The organism is Lichenihabitans sp. PAMC28606 (genome assembly GCF_020616535.1).
In the GTDB taxonomy this organism is placed as follows: Bacteria; Pseudomonadota; Alphaproteobacteria; order Rhizobiales; family Beijerinckiaceae; genus Lichenihabitans; species Lichenihabitans psoromatis.
Genome location: NZ_CP085136.1, coordinates 1,453,294 through 1,472,739 on the forward strand (window position 1 = coordinate 1,453,294; position 19,446 = coordinate 1,472,739).

Annotated in this window: 16 protein-coding genes; 12 read left to right on the forward strand and 4 right to left on the reverse strand. The window is 64.1% G+C overall.

What is annotated here, in order from left to right; translation table 11 throughout:
- Positions 1 to 104 precede the first annotated feature (104 nt).
- The 3 genes from ybgF (at position 105) to ftsH (ending at position 4,443) form a co-directional block, all read left to right on the forward strand.
- Positions 105 to 1,226, forward strand: a complete 1,122-nt coding sequence (gene ybgF / locus LGH83_RS06975) for a tol-pal system protein YbgF (RefSeq protein ID WP_227401159.1) — start codon at positions 105 to 107, stop codon at positions 1,224 to 1,226.
- Complete coding sequence (gene tilS / locus LGH83_RS06980) at positions 1,219 to 2,313, forward strand: tRNA lysidine(34) synthetase TilS (RefSeq protein WP_227401160.1); 1,095 nt, start codon at positions 1,219 to 1,221, stop codon at positions 2,311 to 2,313. Before ybgF ends, tilS begins: the two co-directional genes overlap by 8 nt.
- A 207-nt stretch (positions 2,314 to 2,520) precedes the next feature.
- Positions 2,521 to 4,443 (forward strand): ATP-dependent zinc metalloprotease FtsH, encoded by a 1,923-nt coding sequence (ftsH, locus tag LGH83_RS06985; protein ID WP_131118701.1) that lies wholly within the window; start codon positions 2,521 to 2,523, stop codon positions 4,441 to 4,443.
- An 88-nt stretch (positions 4,444 to 4,531) separates the two neighbouring features.
- On the opposite strand, the gene LGH83_RS06990 is transcribed toward ftsH, so the two are convergent.
- A complete protein-coding gene (locus LGH83_RS06990; protein ID WP_227401161.1) occupies positions 4,532 to 7,906 on the reverse strand; it encodes a tetratricopeptide repeat protein in 3,375 nt (1,124 codons plus the stop codon).
- 299 nt (positions 7,907 to 8,205) lie between these two features.
- Between LGH83_RS06990 and LGH83_RS06995 the strand changes: the two genes are divergently transcribed.
- From LGH83_RS06995 to LGH83_RS07015, 5 genes are all read left to right on the forward strand, one after another.
- Positions 8,206 to 8,541, forward strand: a complete 336-nt coding sequence (locus LGH83_RS06995) for a MerR family transcriptional regulator (protein ID WP_227401162.1) — start codon at positions 8,206 to 8,208, stop codon at positions 8,539 to 8,541.
- A 272-nt stretch (positions 8,542 to 8,813) separates the two neighbouring features.
- Positions 8,814 to 10,607: an acyl-CoA dehydrogenase C-terminal domain-containing protein gene (locus tag LGH83_RS07000; RefSeq protein WP_227401163.1), complete on the forward strand. Its 1,794-nt coding sequence runs from the start codon at positions 8,814 to 8,816 to the stop codon at positions 10,605 to 10,607.
- 106 nt (positions 10,608 to 10,713) lie between these two features.
- On the forward strand, positions 10,714 to 11,109 hold the full coding sequence (locus LGH83_RS07005; protein WP_227401164.1) for a GFA family protein: 396 nt from the start codon (positions 10,714 to 10,716) through the stop codon (positions 11,107 to 11,109).
- A 17-nt stretch (positions 11,110 to 11,126) separates the two neighbouring features.
- Positions 11,127 to 12,335 (forward strand): acetyl-CoA C-acetyltransferase, encoded by a 1,209-nt coding sequence (locus LGH83_RS07010; RefSeq protein WP_227401165.1) that lies wholly within the window; start codon positions 11,127 to 11,129, stop codon positions 12,333 to 12,335.
- 4 nt (positions 12,336 to 12,339) lie between these two features.
- Positions 12,340 to 14,541, forward strand: coding sequence for an FAD-dependent oxidoreductase (locus LGH83_RS07015; protein WP_227401166.1), 2,202 nt, complete (start codon positions 12,340 to 12,342; stop codon positions 14,539 to 14,541).
- Between the two features lie 12 nt (positions 14,542 to 14,553).
- On the opposite strand, the gene LGH83_RS07020 is transcribed toward LGH83_RS07015, so the two are convergent.
- On the reverse strand, positions 14,554 to 14,967 hold the full coding sequence (locus LGH83_RS07020; RefSeq protein ID WP_227401167.1) for a PACE efflux transporter: 414 nt from the start codon (positions 14,965 to 14,967) through the stop codon (positions 14,554 to 14,556).
- A gap of 56 nt (positions 14,968 to 15,023) precedes the next feature.
- Between LGH83_RS07020 and LGH83_RS07025 the strand changes: the two genes are divergently transcribed.
- Positions 15,024 to 15,647, forward strand: coding sequence for a 2-hydroxychromene-2-carboxylate isomerase (locus LGH83_RS07025; protein WP_227401168.1), 624 nt, complete (start codon positions 15,024 to 15,026; stop codon positions 15,645 to 15,647).
- A 31-nt stretch (positions 15,648 to 15,678) separates the two neighbouring features.
- Here LGH83_RS07025 and LGH83_RS07030 read toward each other — a convergent pair whose 3' ends face one another.
- Positions 15,679 to 15,888: a hypothetical protein gene (locus tag LGH83_RS07030; protein WP_227401169.1), complete on the reverse strand. Its 210-nt coding sequence runs from the start codon at positions 15,886 to 15,888 to the stop codon at positions 15,679 to 15,681.
- Between the two features lie 217 nt (positions 15,889 to 16,105).
- Here LGH83_RS07030 and def point away from each other — a divergent pair, with 217 nt between their 5' ends.
- The 3 genes from def to truA are packed head-to-tail and all read left to right on the forward strand — an operon-like array spanning position 16,106 to position 18,397.
- On the forward strand, positions 16,106 to 16,705 hold the full coding sequence (gene def / locus LGH83_RS07035) for a peptide deformylase (protein ID WP_131118719.1): 600 nt from the start codon (positions 16,106 to 16,108) through the stop codon (positions 16,703 to 16,705).
- Positions 16,706 to 16,709: 4 nt separating this feature from the next.
- Positions 16,710 to 17,651, forward strand: coding sequence for a methionyl-tRNA formyltransferase (fmt, locus tag LGH83_RS07040; protein WP_227401170.1), 942 nt, complete (start codon positions 16,710 to 16,712; stop codon positions 17,649 to 17,651).
- Positions 17,652 to 17,653: 2 nt separating this feature from the next.
- Complete coding sequence (truA, locus tag LGH83_RS07045; RefSeq protein ID WP_227401171.1) at positions 17,654 to 18,397, forward strand: tRNA pseudouridine(38-40) synthase TruA; 744 nt, start codon at positions 17,654 to 17,656, stop codon at positions 18,395 to 18,397.
- Between the two features lie 15 nt (positions 18,398 to 18,412).
- Here the strand turns inward: truA and LGH83_RS07050 are convergent, their stop codons facing one another.
- The gene (locus LGH83_RS07050) at positions 18,413 to 19,384 is read right to left on the reverse strand and encodes a carbohydrate kinase family protein (RefSeq protein WP_227401172.1); all 972 of its coding nucleotides are present in this window, start codon (positions 19,382 to 19,384) and stop codon (positions 18,413 to 18,415) included.
- Positions 19,385 to 19,446: the final 62 nt, after the last annotated feature.

Here is a 19,446-nt window from a genome sequence, read left to right on the forward strand (position 1 = left end):
GCTTGTCCGACGCACGTTCATTGCGGCTTGATCCTCCGCCACAATTCATCGAAAAGCCGAAGTGCCGTGTTGTGTGGCGTCGTCATGTCGATGGGTCCGCCGTTATGAAAACTTTCAAGTTCCGCCCGATGCTGGCGATGGTCACCGGCCTCACGGTCCTGGTCGCAGGTGGCGCGCGCTGGCCGGTCCATGCGGCCGAGACGATCCTCCTGGCTCAAGCGCAGGACGACGTTGCGGCTCCGGATGAGAATGGCGACCAGGGGGCCCTGGTGGTTCGACTGGGACGGCTGGAAAACCAGATTCGCGCCCTGACCGGCCAAATCGAACAGCTTCAATATCAAAATAAGAAGCTCGCCGATGACATGCGGAAGATGCAGGGCGACGTCGATTTCCGTTTCCAGGATCTGCAGCGGACCGGGGGCGCGCCCGCCGGTGCAGCCGTTCGGCCGCTGCCGCAGAAACGGGGCGACGCGACAGAGCCGGATGCGACCACGCCCGTGGTCGCTGCCCTCGACGCGCCTGCGGCCTCGTCCAACGGGGCGACGCCCGCCCCGCGTGCGGCGCGCGCGACCGGCGACGTCTTCGACCCGGACGCCAACCCAACCGCGCCGGGTGCCCCGAAGCCCCTCGGCACCACGCAGCCGAGCGCACCGATTTCTGCGCGTGCATCCGCTGATCCCCGCCCGCCGCTCGACCTGATGCAGCGCCCCGGCAGTGGGACGGAGCAGACCGCGAGCGACACGCCTCGCAACGACACGCCCTCGATCATCGCGGCGCCCCCCGCCGCACGCGCTTTGCCCGACCCGAATGCTGTTGCCAGCCTGACGCCAGGCGGGACACGCGAAGAGTTCGACAACGATCTCGGGCTCTATAAGCAAGGTCAATTTGACGGTGCCGCCACGGGATTTCAGGGGTTCGTCACCAAATATCCGAAGGACAGGCTCGTGCCCGATGCGGTCTATCTCGCGGGCGAAAGCTACTCGCGACTGGGTCGTCATCGGGAAGCCGCAGAGCAATTTTTGAAGCTTTCCACCGATTACGGCAAGTCGGCGCGTGCACCTGACGCTCTGCTGCGCCTCGGCATGTCGCTGAACGCTCTCGGCGCCAAGGATCAGGCCTGCGCGACATATCTAGAAGTCACCCGCAAATATCCGACGGCTTCTGCAGAGGTCCGGGCGGGAGTCGATCGCGAATTGAAGCGGTCGCGCTGCCGCACCGATGGCTGAGACGAGCGTCGCGGCAACCCTGCCCTACACGGCGGACGATCTTGCCGCTTCGCTCCCTTCGCTTCTGGGTCCCTCGACCGCGCCTCTGGTCGTGGCAGTGTCCGGCGGGCCTGATTCGATCGCGCTCATGCACCTCATGGCGACACTGGATCGTCACGTCACGATTGCGACAGTCGACCACGGCCTGCGCGCCGCCTCGCGTGACGATGCCGATTTCGTGGTCGCGCAGGCGCAGCGCATCGGCCTTGCGGCGCAGATTCTGACCTGGGTCGGACCGAAGCCGACACAGGCCGTCCAGGGAAAGGCAAGAGAAGCCCGCTATCGCTTGCTCACAAGCTTCTGTCGCGAGACGGGCGCATCGCTCCTGACCGCTCATACGCTCGACGATCAGGCCGAAACCTTGTTGTTTCGCATGACGCGCGGCACCGGCGTCTCGGGCCTCGCGGGCATGAGCAGCCATTCGTTTCGAGACGGGGTCTCGCATCTGCGCCCGCTGCTCCGTGTGCCGAAGGCCCGCCTGCTTGCCGCCTGCGCGATCAACGGATGGGATTATCGTCGCGATCCCTCAAATGAGGATCCGCGCTTCGCCCGCACGCGCATGCGACAGATGCTCCCAGCGCTCGCCGCCGAGGGTCTCGACGCCAGTCGGTTCGGCCTCTTGGCGGAACGCGCTGCGCGGGCCGAGACGGCCTTGCGTCAGGCCGCCGAGCGGCTTCGCGTGCTGGCCGAATTGCCGGCGGCGCCCGGACTGCTGCGCTTTGACATGGGCCTGCTCGATCGCGAACCCGAAGAGTTCACGATCCGGGTTCTTGGGGAAGCCGCGACCACGGTCGGCGGCTCATCTATGCTACGGCTCGACCGGCTCGAACATCTCGCGGCAGAGATCCGATTGGCGTTCCGCGCCGGATCAACGCTCCGTCGGAGCCTCGGCGGAGCGACGTTCACGCTTGCGAGGAGCGGACGAGTGACCATCGAGGTGGAGGCGCCGCGACAACGCGGACGCGGCGTGCGGCAAAGGCCCGTCGATCCCGATTCAACGCAAACGGAACCATTCGCCGCAGAAGCCAGGCCGTTCCCTTGGCAATGAGCGCGTCGACGCCTACATTGCACAAGACACGATGCCGACTGCGGTCTCGAGGCGCCGATTGTGCCTCGATCATCCAAAACCGCGCGAAACACCAAATCGAAGCATGATCTCGCCGGAATGGTCCATCAGACTATCCGGTTCTAGGGTCAGGCCTACGCGACACGACTATCTCCCCTTGAAGGGGTCAACGCTTTTCACGGGTCCGAGATGAATCCGAACTTCCGGAACTTCGCCCTTTGGGTGATCATATTCCTGCTCGTGGTCGCTTTGGTGCTGTTGTTCCAAAATCCAGGCCAGCGCTCGCAGACGCAAGACATTACCTTCAGCCAGTTGCTGAGCGAGGTCGATAGCGGTCGCGTGCGTGAGGTGACGATCGCGGGCGCCGAGATCACGGGTCATTTCAATGACAATCGTGCCTTCTCGACCTATGCACCGAACGATCCGAGTCTGGTGCAAAATCTCTACAAGAAAAATGTGCAGATTACCGCGAAGCCGCCGTCGGACGGTAATTCTTGGCTGGTAACGCTTCTGGTCAATGGGCTGCCTCTGCTCGCCTTCATCGGGATTTGGATCTTCATGTCCCGGCAAATGCAGGGGGCGGGCGGCAAAGCCATGGGATTTGGTAAGTCGAAGGCCAAACTGCTGACCGAGGCTCATGGTCGTGTCACATTCGAGGATGTGGCCGGCGTTGATGAGGCCAAGGATGACCTCCAGGAGATCGTCGAGTTCCTGCGCGACCCGCAGAAGTTCCAGCGACTTGGCGGCCGTATCCCGCGTGGCGTCCTTCTAGTCGGACCGCCCGGTACCGGTAAGACTCTGCTAGCTCGTGCCATCGCGGGCGAAGCTAGCGTTCCATTCTTCACCATCTCGGGTTCAGACTTCGTCGAAATGTTCGTCGGTGTCGGCGCGAGCCGCGTGCGCGATATGTTCGAGCAGGCGAAGAAGAATGCGCCTTGCATTATTTTCATCGACGAAATCGATGCGGTCGGTCGCCATCGCGGCGCCGGTCTCGGCGGTGGCAATGACGAGCGGGAGCAGACCCTCAACCAGCTGCTGGTCGAGATGGACGGCTTCGAGGCCAATGAAGGCATCATCTTGATCGCGGCGACGAACCGCCCGGATGTTCTCGACCCTGCCTTGCTGCGCCCCGGCCGCTTCGATCGACAGATCGTCGTCCCCAATCCGGACGTTGTCGGTCGCGAGCGCATCTTGAAGGTGCATGTTCGGAAGGTGCCGTTATCGCCGGACGTGGATCTCAAGACCGTCGCGCGTGGAACACCCGGCTTCTCAGGTGCCGACTTGATGAACCTCGTCAACGAAGCAGCCTTGATGGCGGCTCGCCGCAGCAAGCGCATCGTCACCATGTCGGAGTTCGAGGACGCGAAGGACAAGATCATGATGGGCGCCGAGCGCCGCACCTTGGTCATGACCGAGCAGGAAAAGATGCTGACGGCCTACCATGAAGGTGGTCACGCGATCGTAGCGCTCAGCGTGTCGGCGACCGATCCCGTTCACAAGGCGACGATCATTCCGCGTGGTCGTGCACTCGGCATGGTCATGCAATTGCCGGAGCGCGACAAGCTGTCGATGAGCTTCGAGCAGATGACCTCGCGCCTCGCCGTACTGATGGGCGGACGCGTGGCTGAGGAATTGATTTTCGGCAAGGATAAGGTCACGTCCGGCGCTCAGTCGGATATTGAACAGGCCACCAAACTGGCGCGCGCGATGGTGACACGCTGGGGCTTCTCCGACGAACTCGGCACGGTCATGTATGGCGAAAACCAGGAAGAGGTGTTCCTCGGTTATTCCATGGGCAAGCAGAACAACATTTCCGAATCGACGTCGCAGAAGATCGACTCGGAAGTGCGGCGACTCGTCGAGAATGGCTTGGCCGAAGCGACCGAGATTTTGACCCGTCGCAAGGGGGATCTCGAATCGCTCGCCAGAGGTCTGCTCGAATATGAGACCTTGTCGGGTGACGAGATCATCGGCCTGCTGAAGGGTCGCTTGCCGGTGCGCGAAACCGGTGACGACCCGACCCCGCCGCGTGCCTCCCCAGTGCCGAATATCGGCAAGGGACGTCCGAAGTCGGGGCCCGAAACCGGCCTCGAGCCGCAACCTCAGGCTTGATTTGTTCAGCGACGAAAAACCCGGCTCACGCCGGGTTTTTTTTCTTTGATGGACCCGAGCCGGCGACGAGGTACCTCCGGCTCGAATGCTAGAGGCGACTGATCCGTGGGGCGAGATTGCCGCTCCCGCTGCTCGCGCCCGGCTGCGTCGAACCCGATGCGTTCGGAGCCGGAGCATGTGCTGCGGGCACATTCGAGGTCGTCGGCACCAGTCCTTGCGGCGGGACCGCATCCCAACCGGCAGCCGGTGGGGGCACCTCGTTGGCGGCGGAGATCGGCGGCGTCGGTCGAAAACTCTCCGCAGCCGCCTTAGCGGCCGCGAGCGTCTTGGCATCGAGCTTGGCCGCGACATCGTCCCGCTTGCGGGCCGCGTCGTCGTCACCCTGTGCGGCCGCGATCGCGAACCACGTATAGGATTGCGCCAAACTCTGTTCGATGCCGAGCCCTCGCGCGTAGAGAATCGCAAGGTTGAACTGACTGTCGCGCACGCCCATCTGACTGGCCTTGCCGAACCACGTCGCCGCCTTCGGATAATCCGGCTTGCCGCCGGCGCCTTCGGCCGACATGACCGCCAGATTATGCATCGCACGGATGTTCCCCTGCTCGGCCGCCTGCTGATACCAGCGTGACGAAATGGCCGGGTCGCGCGGCACGCCGAGCCCCTTTTCGTAGAGCGAGCCGAGCCGATAAGCCGCCGGGGCGAGCCCCTGAGTCGCCGCCTTTTCGAGCCACTCGGCCGCTTGTTTCGGATCGCGCGGCAGACCTCGTCCATCGGCCAAACGTAAGCCGAGTTCGAATTGCGCCGCCGCATTGCCGCTGCTCGCAAGATCGCGCAAGCCCGAAGCTGTCGGGCTGGGCTGGGGGCCGGAGAGGGGCGGACGTCCCATGGCCAGAGTTGGAAGCGACTTGACCGGTGCGTCGACGGCGGTTTTGGATTGGTCCGTTACGGCAGGCGCAGGCGGCACCGGCGCCACGGTTGCGGCGGGCCCTCGGACTGCGGCATCACCGGCCGCGCCGGCAAGCGCCTCGCGCTTCACCGCGGGTTGAACGGCGGGTATCGCGCCCGTCGACGACGGTTGCTGGTCAGCCACGTTCGCTGCCGTTGCAGACCCGACCGTCGATACACCATCGGCCGGCACGGCGCTCAGGCGCGCGACTTGGATCGCGCCAAGCAAGAGCACTAAGCCGGCGAGGCTGAGCAGCATGGGCCGCCGATGCTTTGCCGAGAAGTCCTTCACCCGATCCATCAGGGACGTCGACGAGCCAAGACGCTGAGCTTGATGATCACCCCGACGGGTCGCGGCCGTCGCGGCACGTGCTGCCGTATCCTGCGCGGCCGCGAGAGCGGCGCGGCGAGCAGCGGCGATGAATTGTGAGGGATCGGCCTTGACGTCGGGGGCTCGCGCCGCGTCGGTCGAGACCTCCGCCGGACGCGATGGCATCCGGGGACTGCCAACGGATCCGGGTTCGATCGGAACATCGGCATCGAGCGCAGCCAAAGCGGCGCTTGGACGCTCTGCTCCTTGACGCACGCCCGGAGGCGGCACGCGTGAGGCATCATCCGTCGTGGCGCCCTGCCCGGCTTTACCGACCTGAGATGCGGCCGAGACGGAAGTCTCCGCTACTACTGGAAGAGCCAGGCGGTCGACAACTTTTTCGAGCGTTTCATTCAGCGTCGCCAGCATCGCATGCAGGCGCTGATCCGAGGTCTCGCGTGTTGCGCGGAAGTCGGAGAGTTCCTGCGACACCTGCTCGACGGCCGCTTCGGCACTCGCATGGCCTTTGCCAAACGGCAGGGCGGAATCCAGCATGGCGGCGCGGAGCGTGTCGCGGGCGGCTGTGCGGGCCGCGCCCTCGGCAGCGTTGATGGCCGCCTCGCGCGTTTCTTCGAGTTGCGAAAACAACTCGCCGAGCGAGCGTTCGACCGACACGATCGCGGTCAATCCCGCGTCGCTCTTATCGATCCGCTCGGCTAATTTCCCGACCTGCGCCTGGAGGTCGCCGAACACCTGGGCATCGGCCTGCGGCTCGCGAGCATCATCGAGCTTCTGCGCGAGTTGCTGCAGCATGCCCTCCAGCGCCGCGACATCCGGCAAAGGCTGACGCAAGGTCTCGATCCGGCCGATCAACCCTTCGATCATCTGCTCCATCGCCGGTTGATCGAGCGGCGGCATGGCGGTGCGGGACAGCAGCCGATCGTCCAGCGATCCCTGAACATGATCAAGCCGCATCGAGAGGGTTTCGATGACGCTTGGCTTCACCTGACCGGCAATCGCCATGTCGATCTTGGCCGCGAGTGCCTCGAGCCGGCGTTCGATGAGGTCGAGCGTCGACCCTTCGGTGGATGAGCTAAGAGATTGAGCCCCGGAGCCTGAAGGCTCAGCCCGGAGGCGATGCGCCGCCAATTTCTGGGTCGGCATGAGCTTGGCGGGTCGGTCGCTGGACTGGTCCTGTCTGGTCGATGGCGTGACGAGAGATTGCGCGTCGATCTTGCGATCCGCTTGATCCTCAGCGCGCTGCGGGCTGACCGTGGGGGCCGTCGGCTCGTCTGCGGTCACGGCGGCCTGCCGGTCCAGCATGATTTGCCGCTCGGAGATTTCGGCGATCGCCTGCGCCAAGGTTCGAAACGGCGGCGCATCCGAGTGGATCGGCGCTGGCGTCGAATCGGACATCTTTGCCGTCTCGACGGCGGCGGCCGCTCGCGACGCCACCGGGCGGCTTGGCGGCATCACGACATCGATGTCCGACGGGTCCTGTTTGCGATCGAGAGCCCGGAAAAGTGCGGTGAGTTTTGCCTCGACCCGCCGCAACTCCTCGGCGCCGGACTGATCCGGAGCAGCCGAAGACCCGTCGTCCGAAGCCGCCTTTGTCGCGGCCGCCTGAGCGTCGATCGGTCGAGGGGCCACGACGGGCGCGCGTGTCGGCGCGGAGGCGTCGAGGGTCGATCCGAGGCGTCCGTTCAACGGGCCGAAGGGTCGAGCGGTCTCAGGCATCGATCGAGCGCGCGTGAGTGCTGCGGTCTTCGTCGGGCTGGGCTTGGCTGGAGCCGTCGCGCCGCCATTCGCTCCGAACCAGTCTCGCATACGCGTGCCCGACGTCATTTTCTGTCTTTCGGAAGCTCGAGGTGAAGACGGCTGCAAGGACGATCGGCTTGGTTCGGATGAGTCGCGGGTCTCGGAGGCGCCACGTCTCTCCCCGCTCAGGCGGGCTAATCGTTCGGTGACGGCATAGACCCGCTCTTCGGCATCGAGCTTTGCAACATCGACACCCAACATCTCGGCGCGCTCTGCGATGATGGCGTCGAGCCATTCACCGACCGACAGTCCCTCGCGCTTGGCCGCACGGCGAGCCGCCTCGCGAATATCGAGGTTGCTGTCACCGCTGCTCCAAGGAACCGCCTTGTTCATCGTCGCGCCAATCAGGCCATCGGCCCAGTTCTGGTCAGTCGCATCGCAATCGTCCACAACGCAAATCGTTGGTGGTTTGTGAACGCTGCCCCGTCGTCCCCGAGTTTCGTTCAGCAGGGTAAACAGGAGGTTAAGACAACCTTCGATGCTGAACAGACCACAACCCATTCCGATCGATATCAACTATGGGTTGTAATTGGTCTGACCTAACGTTAGATTTCGGGAAATCGAGGCGTCGCGAGCGTCGCCCCATCTCACGGAACCCAGTGATGAGCCTTGCGAAATCGCCACAGCGACCCAGGTCAGCACGACCCCGTTCAGAGGACGTCAAGATCGAGCGGATCAGTATCGGAGAGATGGCGCGTGCCTTCGACGTCAGCCTGCGGACGCTCCGTTTCTATGAGGATCGTGGCCTGCTTGTGCCACGCCGAGATGGCACGACGCGGCTTTATGCCAGCAGCGATAAGGCTCGTCTCGACATGATCCTACAAGCCAAGCAGCTTGGTTTCACCCTCACCGAAATCGGTGACATGTTGGCCGGCGCGGAGCCACGTCCCCAGACCAATCGGCTGCATCTCAAAAGCGAGCAGATCGTAGCGCAGATCGCTCACCTTGAACGCCAACGCAACGAGATCGACGGCGCCATATCGGTTCTGCGCGACGCGCAGGCCGACATCGACGGCCGTCCCTGAACCCGAAATCGCGACGGCCTCAGCACTCAGTCAAATGAGCGAGTGCGTTGCCTAGCGCCCGCTTGATCCCCGATTGGGAGCGAGCGGCGCCGTTTGACTGCGGTCTCGCGCTCTGGCCCCACCGCCACCATGTCGCGACCACAAACCACACGCATCTTGACTGGCCGACACGAGAGCACGCTCCACATTGGAGAGAGCTGACTGAGCCGCATGGTTTGGCAAGCTTTGACCGTGATACTCTCGACCGCAGTGGCCTGCCGAACGGATGAGTGATGCCGACCTATAAAGCCCCGATCGACGAAGTCATGTTTTTGCTGAACGACGTGTTTCGGATTGAACGCCACAACAATCTGCCGGGCTTTTCGGATGCTACGCCCGACGTCGTCGAGGCGATCCTGACCGAAGGCGCGAAGCTCAGCGAGGGCGTGTTGCTTCCGCTGAACCAGAGTGGCGACAGGGATGGCTGTGTCCGCAACGCCGACGCGTCCGTCACCACCCCAAACGGGTTTCGGGATGCCTATCGGCTTTACGCCGAAGGCGGCTGGGTCGGGATTTCAGGTGACCCGGCTTATGGCGGCCAAGGCTTGCCCCAGGCGATTGGCGCCATCATCAACGAGTTCTGCACCTCCGCCAATATGGCGTTTACGATGTATCCAGGCCTGACCAAAAGCGCGTTTTCGGCGCTCCTGGCTCATGGAAGCGACGAGCAGAAGCAGACCTATGTCCCGAAACTCATCGCTGGCGAATGGCTCGGCACCATGAACCTGACCGAACCGCAATGCGGGACCGATCTCGGGCTCCTCCGCACCAAAGCGGTTCCGCAGCCGGATGGGTCCTATGCCATCACGGGTCAGAAGATTTTTATATCGGCGGGCGAGCACGATCTGACGCCCAACATCATCCATCTCGTCTTGGCGCGAATCGAGGGCGCGCCGGCGGGCACGAAAGGCATCTCGCTCTTCATTGTTCCTAAGATGATGGTGAACCCGGATGGGTCACTCGGCGCGCGCAATAGCGTTTCCTGCGGCTCCATCGAACATAAGATGGGCATTCATGGAAACGCCACCTGCGTGATGAACTACGATGGAGCGACGGGCTGGCTGGTCGGGGAACCCAACAAGGGCCTCAATGCCATGTTCGTGATGATGAACGAGGCCCGTCTCGGCGTCGCCAATCAAGGGCTCGCTCAATCCGAGGTCGCCTACCAAAACGCCGCCGCCTATGCGAAGGAGCGGTTGCAGGGGCGCTCGATCTCGGGCCGCAAGGCCGAGGACAAAGTGGCGGACCCGATCATCGTGCATCCCGACGTCCGCCGGATGCTGTTGACGATCCGCGCCTTTAATGAGGCGGCCCGCGCGCTTCTCATGTCGACCGCGATCGAGGTCGATCTCGCCCACCAGGCGGGCGACAAGGCCCTGGCGCAACGGGCCGAGGATCGGCTCGGTCTAATGACGCCGATCCTCAAGGGCGTGTTCACCGACCTTGGCTTCGACAATTGCGTGCTGGCCCAACAGGTGCTCGGCGGCCACGGCTATGTGGCCGAATGGGGCATGGAGCAATTCGTGCGCGATGCGCGTATCGCGATGATCTACGAGGGCGCAAACGGGATCCAGGCCCTCGATCTTGTCGGTCGCAAGCTGCCGAAGGATGGAGGCCGTGCTTTCATGTCGTTCATGAGCGAGGTCGCGCAGACGCTTGAAAGCGTTAAGGATGATGCGGAGTTAACGTTTGACGTGAAGGCCATGAAGCAGGGTCTCGATCGGCTGCAACAGGCCACCCTGTGGTTCATGCAGAATGCCATGGCCAAGCCCGACAATGCGGGGGCTGGATCGACCGACTACATGCATTTGTTCGGCCTCGTGGCACTCGGGCATATGTGGCTGCTCATGTGTAAAGCCGCTTTGGTTGCAAAAGCCGAGGGGCGTGGCGACCCGGCCCGCTGGGCGAGCAAACTTGCGGTCGGCCGGTTTTTCATGGAACGGATGCTTCCCGAGACCGGCACTCGTTTGGCGCGGATCACAGCCGGAGCCGATGCCGTGATGGCAATGCCGGCCGAGGCGTTCTAAACTGCGCCATTCGGGAAGCGCGGGAATGACGGCGGATGTCGACCACAGGGAGACGGGACACGCGTCAGGGGGATGCCAGTGCGGTTCCGTCCGCTATCGGGCTTCGATGCCGGTCGAATCCGCCAAAGTCTGCCACTGCCGCATGTGCCAAAAGGCCGGCGGAGCGCCGTTCATGGCCTTCGTCTCCGTTCCGACAACCCAGGTGGTGTGGACCCGCGGCGAGCCAACCTGGTTTGCAAGTTCGAATATCGCCTCACGCGGCTTTTGCCGAGCCTGCGGGACGCCGCTTGCCTATCGTCAGTCGGCTGCAGCGATCGAACTGACGATTGGATCGTTCGACGATCCGACCCTGATCGCACCCACCTCACGTCTCGGGCTCGAGGCGGTCCTGCCCTGGAGTGAGACGATCGAAACCTTACCGATCGAAGCAACGTCAGCGTGGCTGGCCGGAGCCGTCCATGAGCCCGTCATCAACCACCAGCACCCCGATCACGACACCTGATCGTCCAAGGATTTCTCATGCCTGACGCCTTTATCTACGATCATGTGCGAACGCCGCGCGGGCGCGGCAAACCGGATGGTGCGCTGCACGAGGTCTCGACGCTCGGCCTCGCAACTGCCGTGCTCGATGCGCTAAAAACGCGCAACGCGCTGAACACGGCCCTGGTCGACGACGTGATCCTCGGTTGCGTCGATCCCGTCGGCGAGGCAGGCGGCGACATCGCCCGCGCGGCGGCGTTGACGGCCGATTATGGCGCGCATGTTCCCGGCGTGCAGATCAACCGCTTCTGCGCCTCAGGGCTCGATGCCGTGAATTTCGGTGCGGCCCAGATTATGGCCGGGCAGCACGACATGGTCGTGGGCGGAGGCGTCGAGTCGATGAGCCGCGTCGGCATCGGGGCATCGGGCGGCGCATGGCCGGTCGATCCGCAGATTGCGATCAAAAGCTATTTCATGCCGCAGGGCGTCTCGGCTGATTTGATCGCGACCAAATACGGGCTGTCGCGCGACGATGTCGATGCCTTCGCGGTCGAAAGCCAGAAGCGCGCTGCGCGGTCCTGGACCGAAGGGCGCTTTGCCGGGGCCGTCGTGCCGGTGCGCGACATCAACGGATTGACGCTGCTGGCGATCGACGAACACATGCGGCCGCAGACCGACATGCAGTCCCTGGCGGCGCTGAAACCCTCCTTCGCCATGATGGGGGACCAGGGCGGGTTCGATGCCGTCGCGATCCAGGCTCATCCGGAGATCGAGGCTGTCAACCACGTCCACCACGCGGGCAACTCATCGGGCATCGTGGACGGCGCGGCGGTCGTGCTGATCGGATCGGCCGACGCGGGCGAGAAAGCTGGCCTGCGGCCGCGCGCCCGCATCCGCGCTTTCGCCAATATCGGCTCGGACCCGGCGTTGATGCTGACCGGGCCGATCGATGTGACCAAAAAGGTGCTGGCCCGCGCCGGCATGACGGTGGACGACATCGATCTCTTCGAGGTCAACGAGGCTTTTGCGGCGGTGGTGCTGCGCTATCAGCAGGCGTTCGACCTGTCGCTCGACAAGATCAACGTCAACGGCGGCGCCATCGCGCTCGGTCATCCGCTCGGCGCGACCGGCGCCATGCTGCTCGGTACCGTGCTCGACGAACTCGAACGCACCGGGAAGAGCACCGCGCTCATCACGCTGTGCATCGGGGCCGGCATGGGGACCGCAACGATCATCGAACGGGTTTAAGATCATGACGCTGCACGATTTTCGATTTGACGTCGATGACGCCGGCATCGCGCTGCTGACCTGGGACATGCCCGGCCGATCCATGAACGTCATCACCGAACGCGTGATGGACGAACTCGATAGCGTCATCGATCAGGTGGCCTCGAGCGAACACATCAAAGGATGCGTCGTCACCTCCGGCAAGGAAAGCTTCTCGGGCGGTGCCGATCTCACCATGTTGCAGGCGCTCGGGCGGCAGTATGACGAGAACGCCAAGGCCGGCAACCCGGAGGCCGCGATGCAGGCCTTCTTCGATGGCTCACGGCGCTTGTCCGTGCTGTTCCGTAAGCTCGAAACCTGCGGGAAACCCTGGGTGGCCGCCATCAACGGACTCTGCCTGGGTGGCGCGTTCGAGCTAGCTTTGGCCTGTCACTATCGCGTCTTGGCCGAGACCGACAAGGCGCGGGTCGGCTTGCCGGAGATCAAGGTCGGCCTCTTCCCTGGGGCCGGCGGCACTCAGCGTGTGCCGCGCCTGATGCAGACGGGCGACGCGCTGCAAATGCTGTTTCGCGGCGAGCAGATCCGCCCGCAGGCGGCAAAAAGCATGGGCCTCGTTCATGTCCTCTCACCCCTCGCCGCTCTCGTCGACACCGCCAAAACCTGGATCGCGGCCGGTGGCAAAGGCGTCGCACCCTGGGACGAGAAGGGCTTCAAGCCGCCGTCCGGCAAGGTCTATTCGCCCGTTGGCATGATGACGTGGCCGCCCGCCAACGCGATCTACCGTCGCGAGACGCAGGACAATTACCCGGCCGCCAAGGCCATCCTGCAAAGCGTCTACGAGGGCCTGCAGATGCCGATCGACATCGGCCTGCGGATCGAAAGCCGGCAGTTTGCCAAAATCCTCCGCTCTCGCGAGGCGGCCGTGATGATCCGCTCGCTGTTTCTGTCCATGGGCGAACTCAACAAAGGGGCGCGCCGCCCGAAGGACGTGCCACTCACATCCATCAAGAAGATCGGGGTCATCGGCGCCGGTTTCATGGGGGCCGGTATCGCCTATGTGTCGGCCAATGCGGGGCTCGAGGTCGTGCTCATCGACCAGAGCCAGGAGGCCGCCGACAAGGGCAAGGCGCATTCCCACAAACTGGTGACCGATCAGATCGGCAAAGGGCGGGCCAAAACAGCGGATCGAGACGCTTTGCTGGCCCGTATCACGACCAGCGCCGATTATGAGTCTCTCGTGGGTTGCGATCTCGTGATCGAGGCCGTGTTCGAGGACAGGGCCGTCAAAGCCGAGGCGACCCGCAAAGCGCAGGCGGTCCTTGGGCCCGACGTGATCTTCGCGTCCAATACATCGACGCTGCCGATCACATCTTTGGCCGAGGTCGTGCTCCGGCCCGAAAATGTCATCGGGGTCCACTTCTTCTCGCCGGTCGAGAAGATGCTGCTGGTCGAGGTCATCAAAGGGGCGAAGACGGGCGACCGGGCCATTGCGGCAGCCTTCGACTTCGTGCGCCTCCTGAAGAAGACGCCGATCCTGGTCAACGATGCGCGCGGCTTCTACGCCAACCGCTGCGTCTTCGCTTACCTGCTGGAAGGCCACAAGATGCTGCTCGAGGGCGTGCCACCCGCCATGATCGAGAATGCGGCCAAGCAGGCCGGCATGCCGGTCGGGCCACTGTCCCTGACCGACGAGGTTGCGATCGACCTCTGCCGCAAGGTGCTGGTGGCGGCGCGGCAGGACCTTGGGGACTCCGCAGTCGACCAGGCCCAGATGGATCTTCTCGACACGTTGGTGGTGACCGAGGGACGGCTCGGCCGCAAGAACCGCAAGGGGTTCTACGATTATCCCGAGAAAGGCCCGAAGACGCTTTGGCCTGGCCTCCAAGCCTTGCGCCCGACCCGTCTCGATCCCGATGCCATCGACGTGACCGAGTTGAAGCAGCGGTTCCTTGTGGCGCAGGCCATCGAGGCGGCACGGGCCATGGAGGAGGGCATCGTGACCGATCCGCGCGAAGCGGATGTCGGCTCGATCGTCGGCTTCGGATTCGCGCCGTTTACCGGCGGAACGCTGTCCTACATCGATGGCATGGGCGTGTCGCAATTCGTGCTGCTCTGCGACAAGCTCGCCAAAGCGCATGGCCCCCGCTTCGATCCGCCGGGCCTGCTGCTCGACATGGCGAAGGACCACGAAACCTTCTACGGCCGGTTCAACGCCAAGGCGGCCTGATACGGCAATCCGTCATGCTGAGGATGCCTCGATCCTCAGCATGACGCGGTCGAACACCCAATTATAGGCCATGGCGTAAACGATGAAGAATCCGATGCTGCCGAAATCGAGGATGAAGGCTTGAAGCAGCGTCGCGCCCGCAAAAAAATAAAACAGCGGGACCGCAAACAGCGTGATGATGAATTCGAGCCCGATCGCCTGCGCGGCGCGGATCAGGAAGGTCCGGTGGCGGGTCGGAAACAACCGGTCGAAGAGGATCGTCCAACAATAGTTGCAGATGGTGGCGACGACCGACAAGGCGAGACTGACGGCACTCGCCTCGGCCATGGATCTTCCGGTCATCCAGGCGATCGCCGGCGAGACGCTCGCGATGGCGCCGATCTCGAACAGCAGGGTATGGACGATACGTTCCTTGATGGATCTCATGCGTGGTCTATGACCGCGTCCAGGCACCATTTGCAACGCGCAATCGAGAACCAGCCATGTCGAAACAGCGAACGATCGAGTATTTTTTTAAGCTGCATAGCCCATGGGCGTTTCTCGGCCACGCGCGACTGCTCGATCTGGCGCGTCGGCACGATGCGGCTCTCGTCTATCGCCCCATGTCGCTCGGCGAAGTCTTTCCAGCATCGGGTGGTCTCCCGTTGGCTCAGCGACATCCAAACCGGCAAGCCTATCGCTCCGTCGAGTTGCAGCGCTGGAAGGTTCGGCTTGGGCTGTCGTTCAACATCAAGCCGGCGTTCTGGCCGATCGATATCACCCATGCGGACCGTGCCGTCGTGGCGCTCGTGGCGCTTGGACACGAACCCGAGCCCTTCGTGTCGCGCGCCTTCGCGGCCTTGTGGCAAGAGGATCGAGACCTTGCCGACCATAAGGTCATCGCGGGTCTTTTGGTTGACTGCGGCCACGATGCGGCGGTGGTTTTGGCGCAAGCCGGATCGGGCGCCAGTGGCGAGCAGTATCGCGCCAATGGCAACGAGGCTCTCGCGGCCGGGGTTTTCGGCTCGCCGACCTATATGCTCGACGGCGAACCCTTTTGGGGTCAGGACCGGCTCGATAGTTTAGACGAGGCCCTGACGAGCGGACGGGCACCGATCCGCCCCTGACGGGGGTCTCGATCGGGACGCGTCGTGCCGATCAGCAGATCAGGGCGGCAGCGGGGTTTGCAACGGCTGGATAGGCCGACCAGCCGGGGCGCGTCTCATCGATGCGTCCGGTCGGCAGTCCCTGACGCATTTCGAAAGCTTCGACGCAGCGGATCGCGCAAAAAGCCTTTCCCGAGCAGCCACGGCGTTTGAAGCTTCGCCCGGCCAGACGCGTGCCGCACAGGTCGCAATGCTCGATCATGCGGTTCGCCTCGCCCTCGCTGAGATCACTCTGCGCGAAGTGTCGGTGAGGACTGCCTGCGGAATTGTTACAGCGATCCGCGACTCACAGACCTCTGCATCGCCATGGTAAATGTTAAACACGGTCGCGCTTGGCGAAGTCCCGGTTTGTGGACAAGCAGATTTGACCCTGAGGCCGCACCTCCTTATCTCAACGAAACTCTTCATCAAGGTTCGTCATGGCCGTTCTGCCCGTCGTCACTCTGCCCGATTCGAAACTGCGCCAGCCGTCCGCTCTGGTCACCACCGTCGACGCGTCGGTGCGGGCTCTGCTCGATGACATGATCGAGACGATGTACGACGCTCCGGGCATCGGCCTCGCCGCGGTGCAGATCGGCGTGATGCAACGTCTCGTGGTGATCGATACGGCCAAGGAGGATGAACCGCGTCAGCCGCTGTTCCTGGTCAACCCCGAGATTACATGGCGTTCGGAGGAGACCTCTTCCTATGAAGAGGGTTGCCTGTCGATCCCGGACGATTATTACGAAGTGACCCGCCCCGAGCGGGTCCGCGTGACCTCTCTCGATCGCAACGGCGAGCCGCAGCACATCGAGGCGGACGGCATTCTAGCGACCGTCCTTCAGCATGAAATCGATCATCTCGATGGCGTGCTGTTCATCGATCATATTTCCAAATTGAAACGCGATCGCGTCATCAAGAAATTCGAGAAAGCGGCCCGGATCGCGCGGGAAAATGGACGGCCGTTCAACCCGCGCGAGGGAGATCGCCCGGAGGCGCCCGAGCGCACCCCACCCCGCCGCAGCATGAACGCGACCTGAGCCGATGCGCCTGATCTTCATGGGAACACCCGAGTTCGCGGTTCCCACCTTGAGCGAAATCGTTGGTCAGGGGCATGAGGTCGTCGCGGTCTACACGCGCGCGCCTGCGCAGGGCGGCCGCGGCATGGATCTGCGCCCCTCGCCCGTGCATGTCATGGCCCAGCGGTTTGGCCTGCCGGTACTGACGCCGACCTCGTTGAAGGGCGATGCCGAGGCTGACGTTTTCGCGAGTTTCGGGGCCGATGCCGCCGTCGTGGTCGCGTACGGATTGTTGTTGCCGCAGCGCATTCTCGACGCCCCTGCCCTCGGCTGCCTGAACCTGCACGGATCGCTGCTGCCGCGCTGGCGGGGCGCGGCCCCCATCCAGCGCGCCGTGATGGCGGGCGACAGCATAACGGGCGTCATGGTCATGCGGATGGAAGCCGGGCTGGACACAGGCCCGGTCGGCATGGCCGAAACGCTCCCGATCGGCCCCGACATGACGGCGGGCGACCTGCACGACCATATGGCGCCCATCGGAGCAGACCTGATGGGGCGCGCCGTCGCCGCGCTGGGCCGGGGCAGCCTGCAGTTCAAAGCGCAGTCACCCGAAGGCGTGACCTATGCGCGCAAGATCGACAAAGCCGAATGCCGCATCGACTGGGACCATTCGGCTCAGGTGGTCCACGACACGATCCGGGGCCTGTCCCCCTTCCCCAGTGCGTTTTTCGAGGCCGATCTCGGCAGCGGCACCGAGCGCGTAAAGGTTTTGCGCGCGCGTGTCTCCGACGGGAGCGGCCCGGCCGGCACGCTGATAGCGGGCGGTCTCACGGTCGCCTGCGCCGCAGGAGCAGTGACACTGCTTCAGGTGCAGCGCGCCGGGAAAGCGCCGCTTGATGCCGACACGTTCCTGCGTGGCACCCGCCTCGCCCCCGGCCTGCGACTCGCACCCTCCAGCCCAAGCTAACGATGCCGCGGTTCAAGCTGACGGTGGAATATGACGGCACCGCCTTCGTCGGTTGGCAGCGGCAAGCCAACGGACCGTCGATCCAGGGTGAGATCGAGCGCGCCGCCGAGGCTTTGTCGGGCGCACCCGTGATGGTCAAGGGCGCCGGGCGCACCGATGCGGGCGTGCATGCAACCGGCCAGGTCGCTCATCTCGACTTCATCAAACCCTACCGGAGCGACAGTGTTCGCGACGCGCTCAACGCGCATCTGCGGCCCCACCCGATTTCGGTGTTGAAAGCCGAGGAAGTCGGGCCCGACTTCGATGCGCGCTCCTCCGCGACGCGGCGGCACTATCTTTATCGCATCGTCAATCGGCGGCCGCCGCTTGCCCTGAGCCACGATCGCGCTTGGCTGGTGAAGCGAAGGCTCGATGCGGGCGCCATGCACGAAGCCGGGCAAGCGCTCATCGGCCGACACGATTTCACCACCTTCCGCGATGCCGATTGCCAGGCCATCAGCCCGATCCGCACGCTCGATCGCATCGAGGTCAGCCAGGAGGGCGACCGGATCGATATCCGGGTTACGGCTCGCTCGTTCCTGCATCGTCAGGTCCGATCGATGGTGGGATCGCTCGAATTCGTCGGCGCAGGCAAATGGAGCACCGACGAATTACGGGCCGCCCTCGAAGCCCGGGACCGGTCCCGCTGCGGCACCGTGGCGCCTGCCGCTGGCCTTTATCTGGCTCGGGTCGATTACGCAGGGTGAAGCGGCGGTCGCGGTTTATGCCGGCATGGATGCGACGCCAGCCGGCGTGATGGCCCGCATCTCGTCGCGTGTCGGCGGATTGGCGCCCTTGCGCGTGCAAGTGATCGCCGCCGCCGCGATCGCAAAGCTCACCCATCCCTCGACGGCGTTCGACCGATAAGCCTGGGTGTCGGCGATAGCGCGTCGCCCGATGGCTCCATCGTCGAACATCGCGGCCAAGAGCGCCGCCATGAAGCTATCACCGGCCCCGACCGTATCGACGACCGTGATGGTCGGCGCGAGGCGTTCGACGGAATCACCATCGAAGAACGCGATGGCGCCGGCTCCCCCGCGCGTCAGCACCACCAGTCGTGGCCCGAATGTGGCCCACGTCGCTGCCACCTCATGCGGCTCGCGGTTGGAATACAGCCAGAGCAGGTCCTCATCGCTGACCTTGACGACGGTCGACAGACGCACCCGCGCCTCGACCGCCACAACCGTCTGCTCCGGCGGCGCGATCACCAGCGGGCGGATATTCGGATCGTAGCTCGTGGTCGCGACGCCGGCCGCCTGGGCAAAGGCCTGCAGCGATGCCTTGCCGAGCGAGCCTTCGGTGGCCGAGAACGAGCCGATATGCAGATGGCCGACATGGCCGGGCCACTTGTCCGGGAACGGCGAGGGGCCGTCGTAAGCCGTCGACCCCAGATAGAAAGCATAACGCGCGCCGGTGGTTTCCGTACCGCGTGTCACGAAGGCCAGCGGCGAGGGTTGGGGCGCCCGCACCACGAAACCGAGATCGACCGAACTGGCATCGAGACGCTCGACGATCGCCTCGCCCATCGAGTCGGTCGACACCCGCCCGGCATAGCCGGTCGACACGCCGAGCCGGCCGAGGCCGATCGCAGTATTGAAGGGGGATCCGCCGAGCACCGCCTCGTAGCTCGATCCGGTCAGCGGGATGAGATCGACGAGCGCTTCGCCCGCCACGAGGATCAGATCGTCGCCCATTGGTGGTTCCTCTTGCTTGACGCGCATCGGCGGCGGTCGACCCGACCCCAATGAGCCTCGCT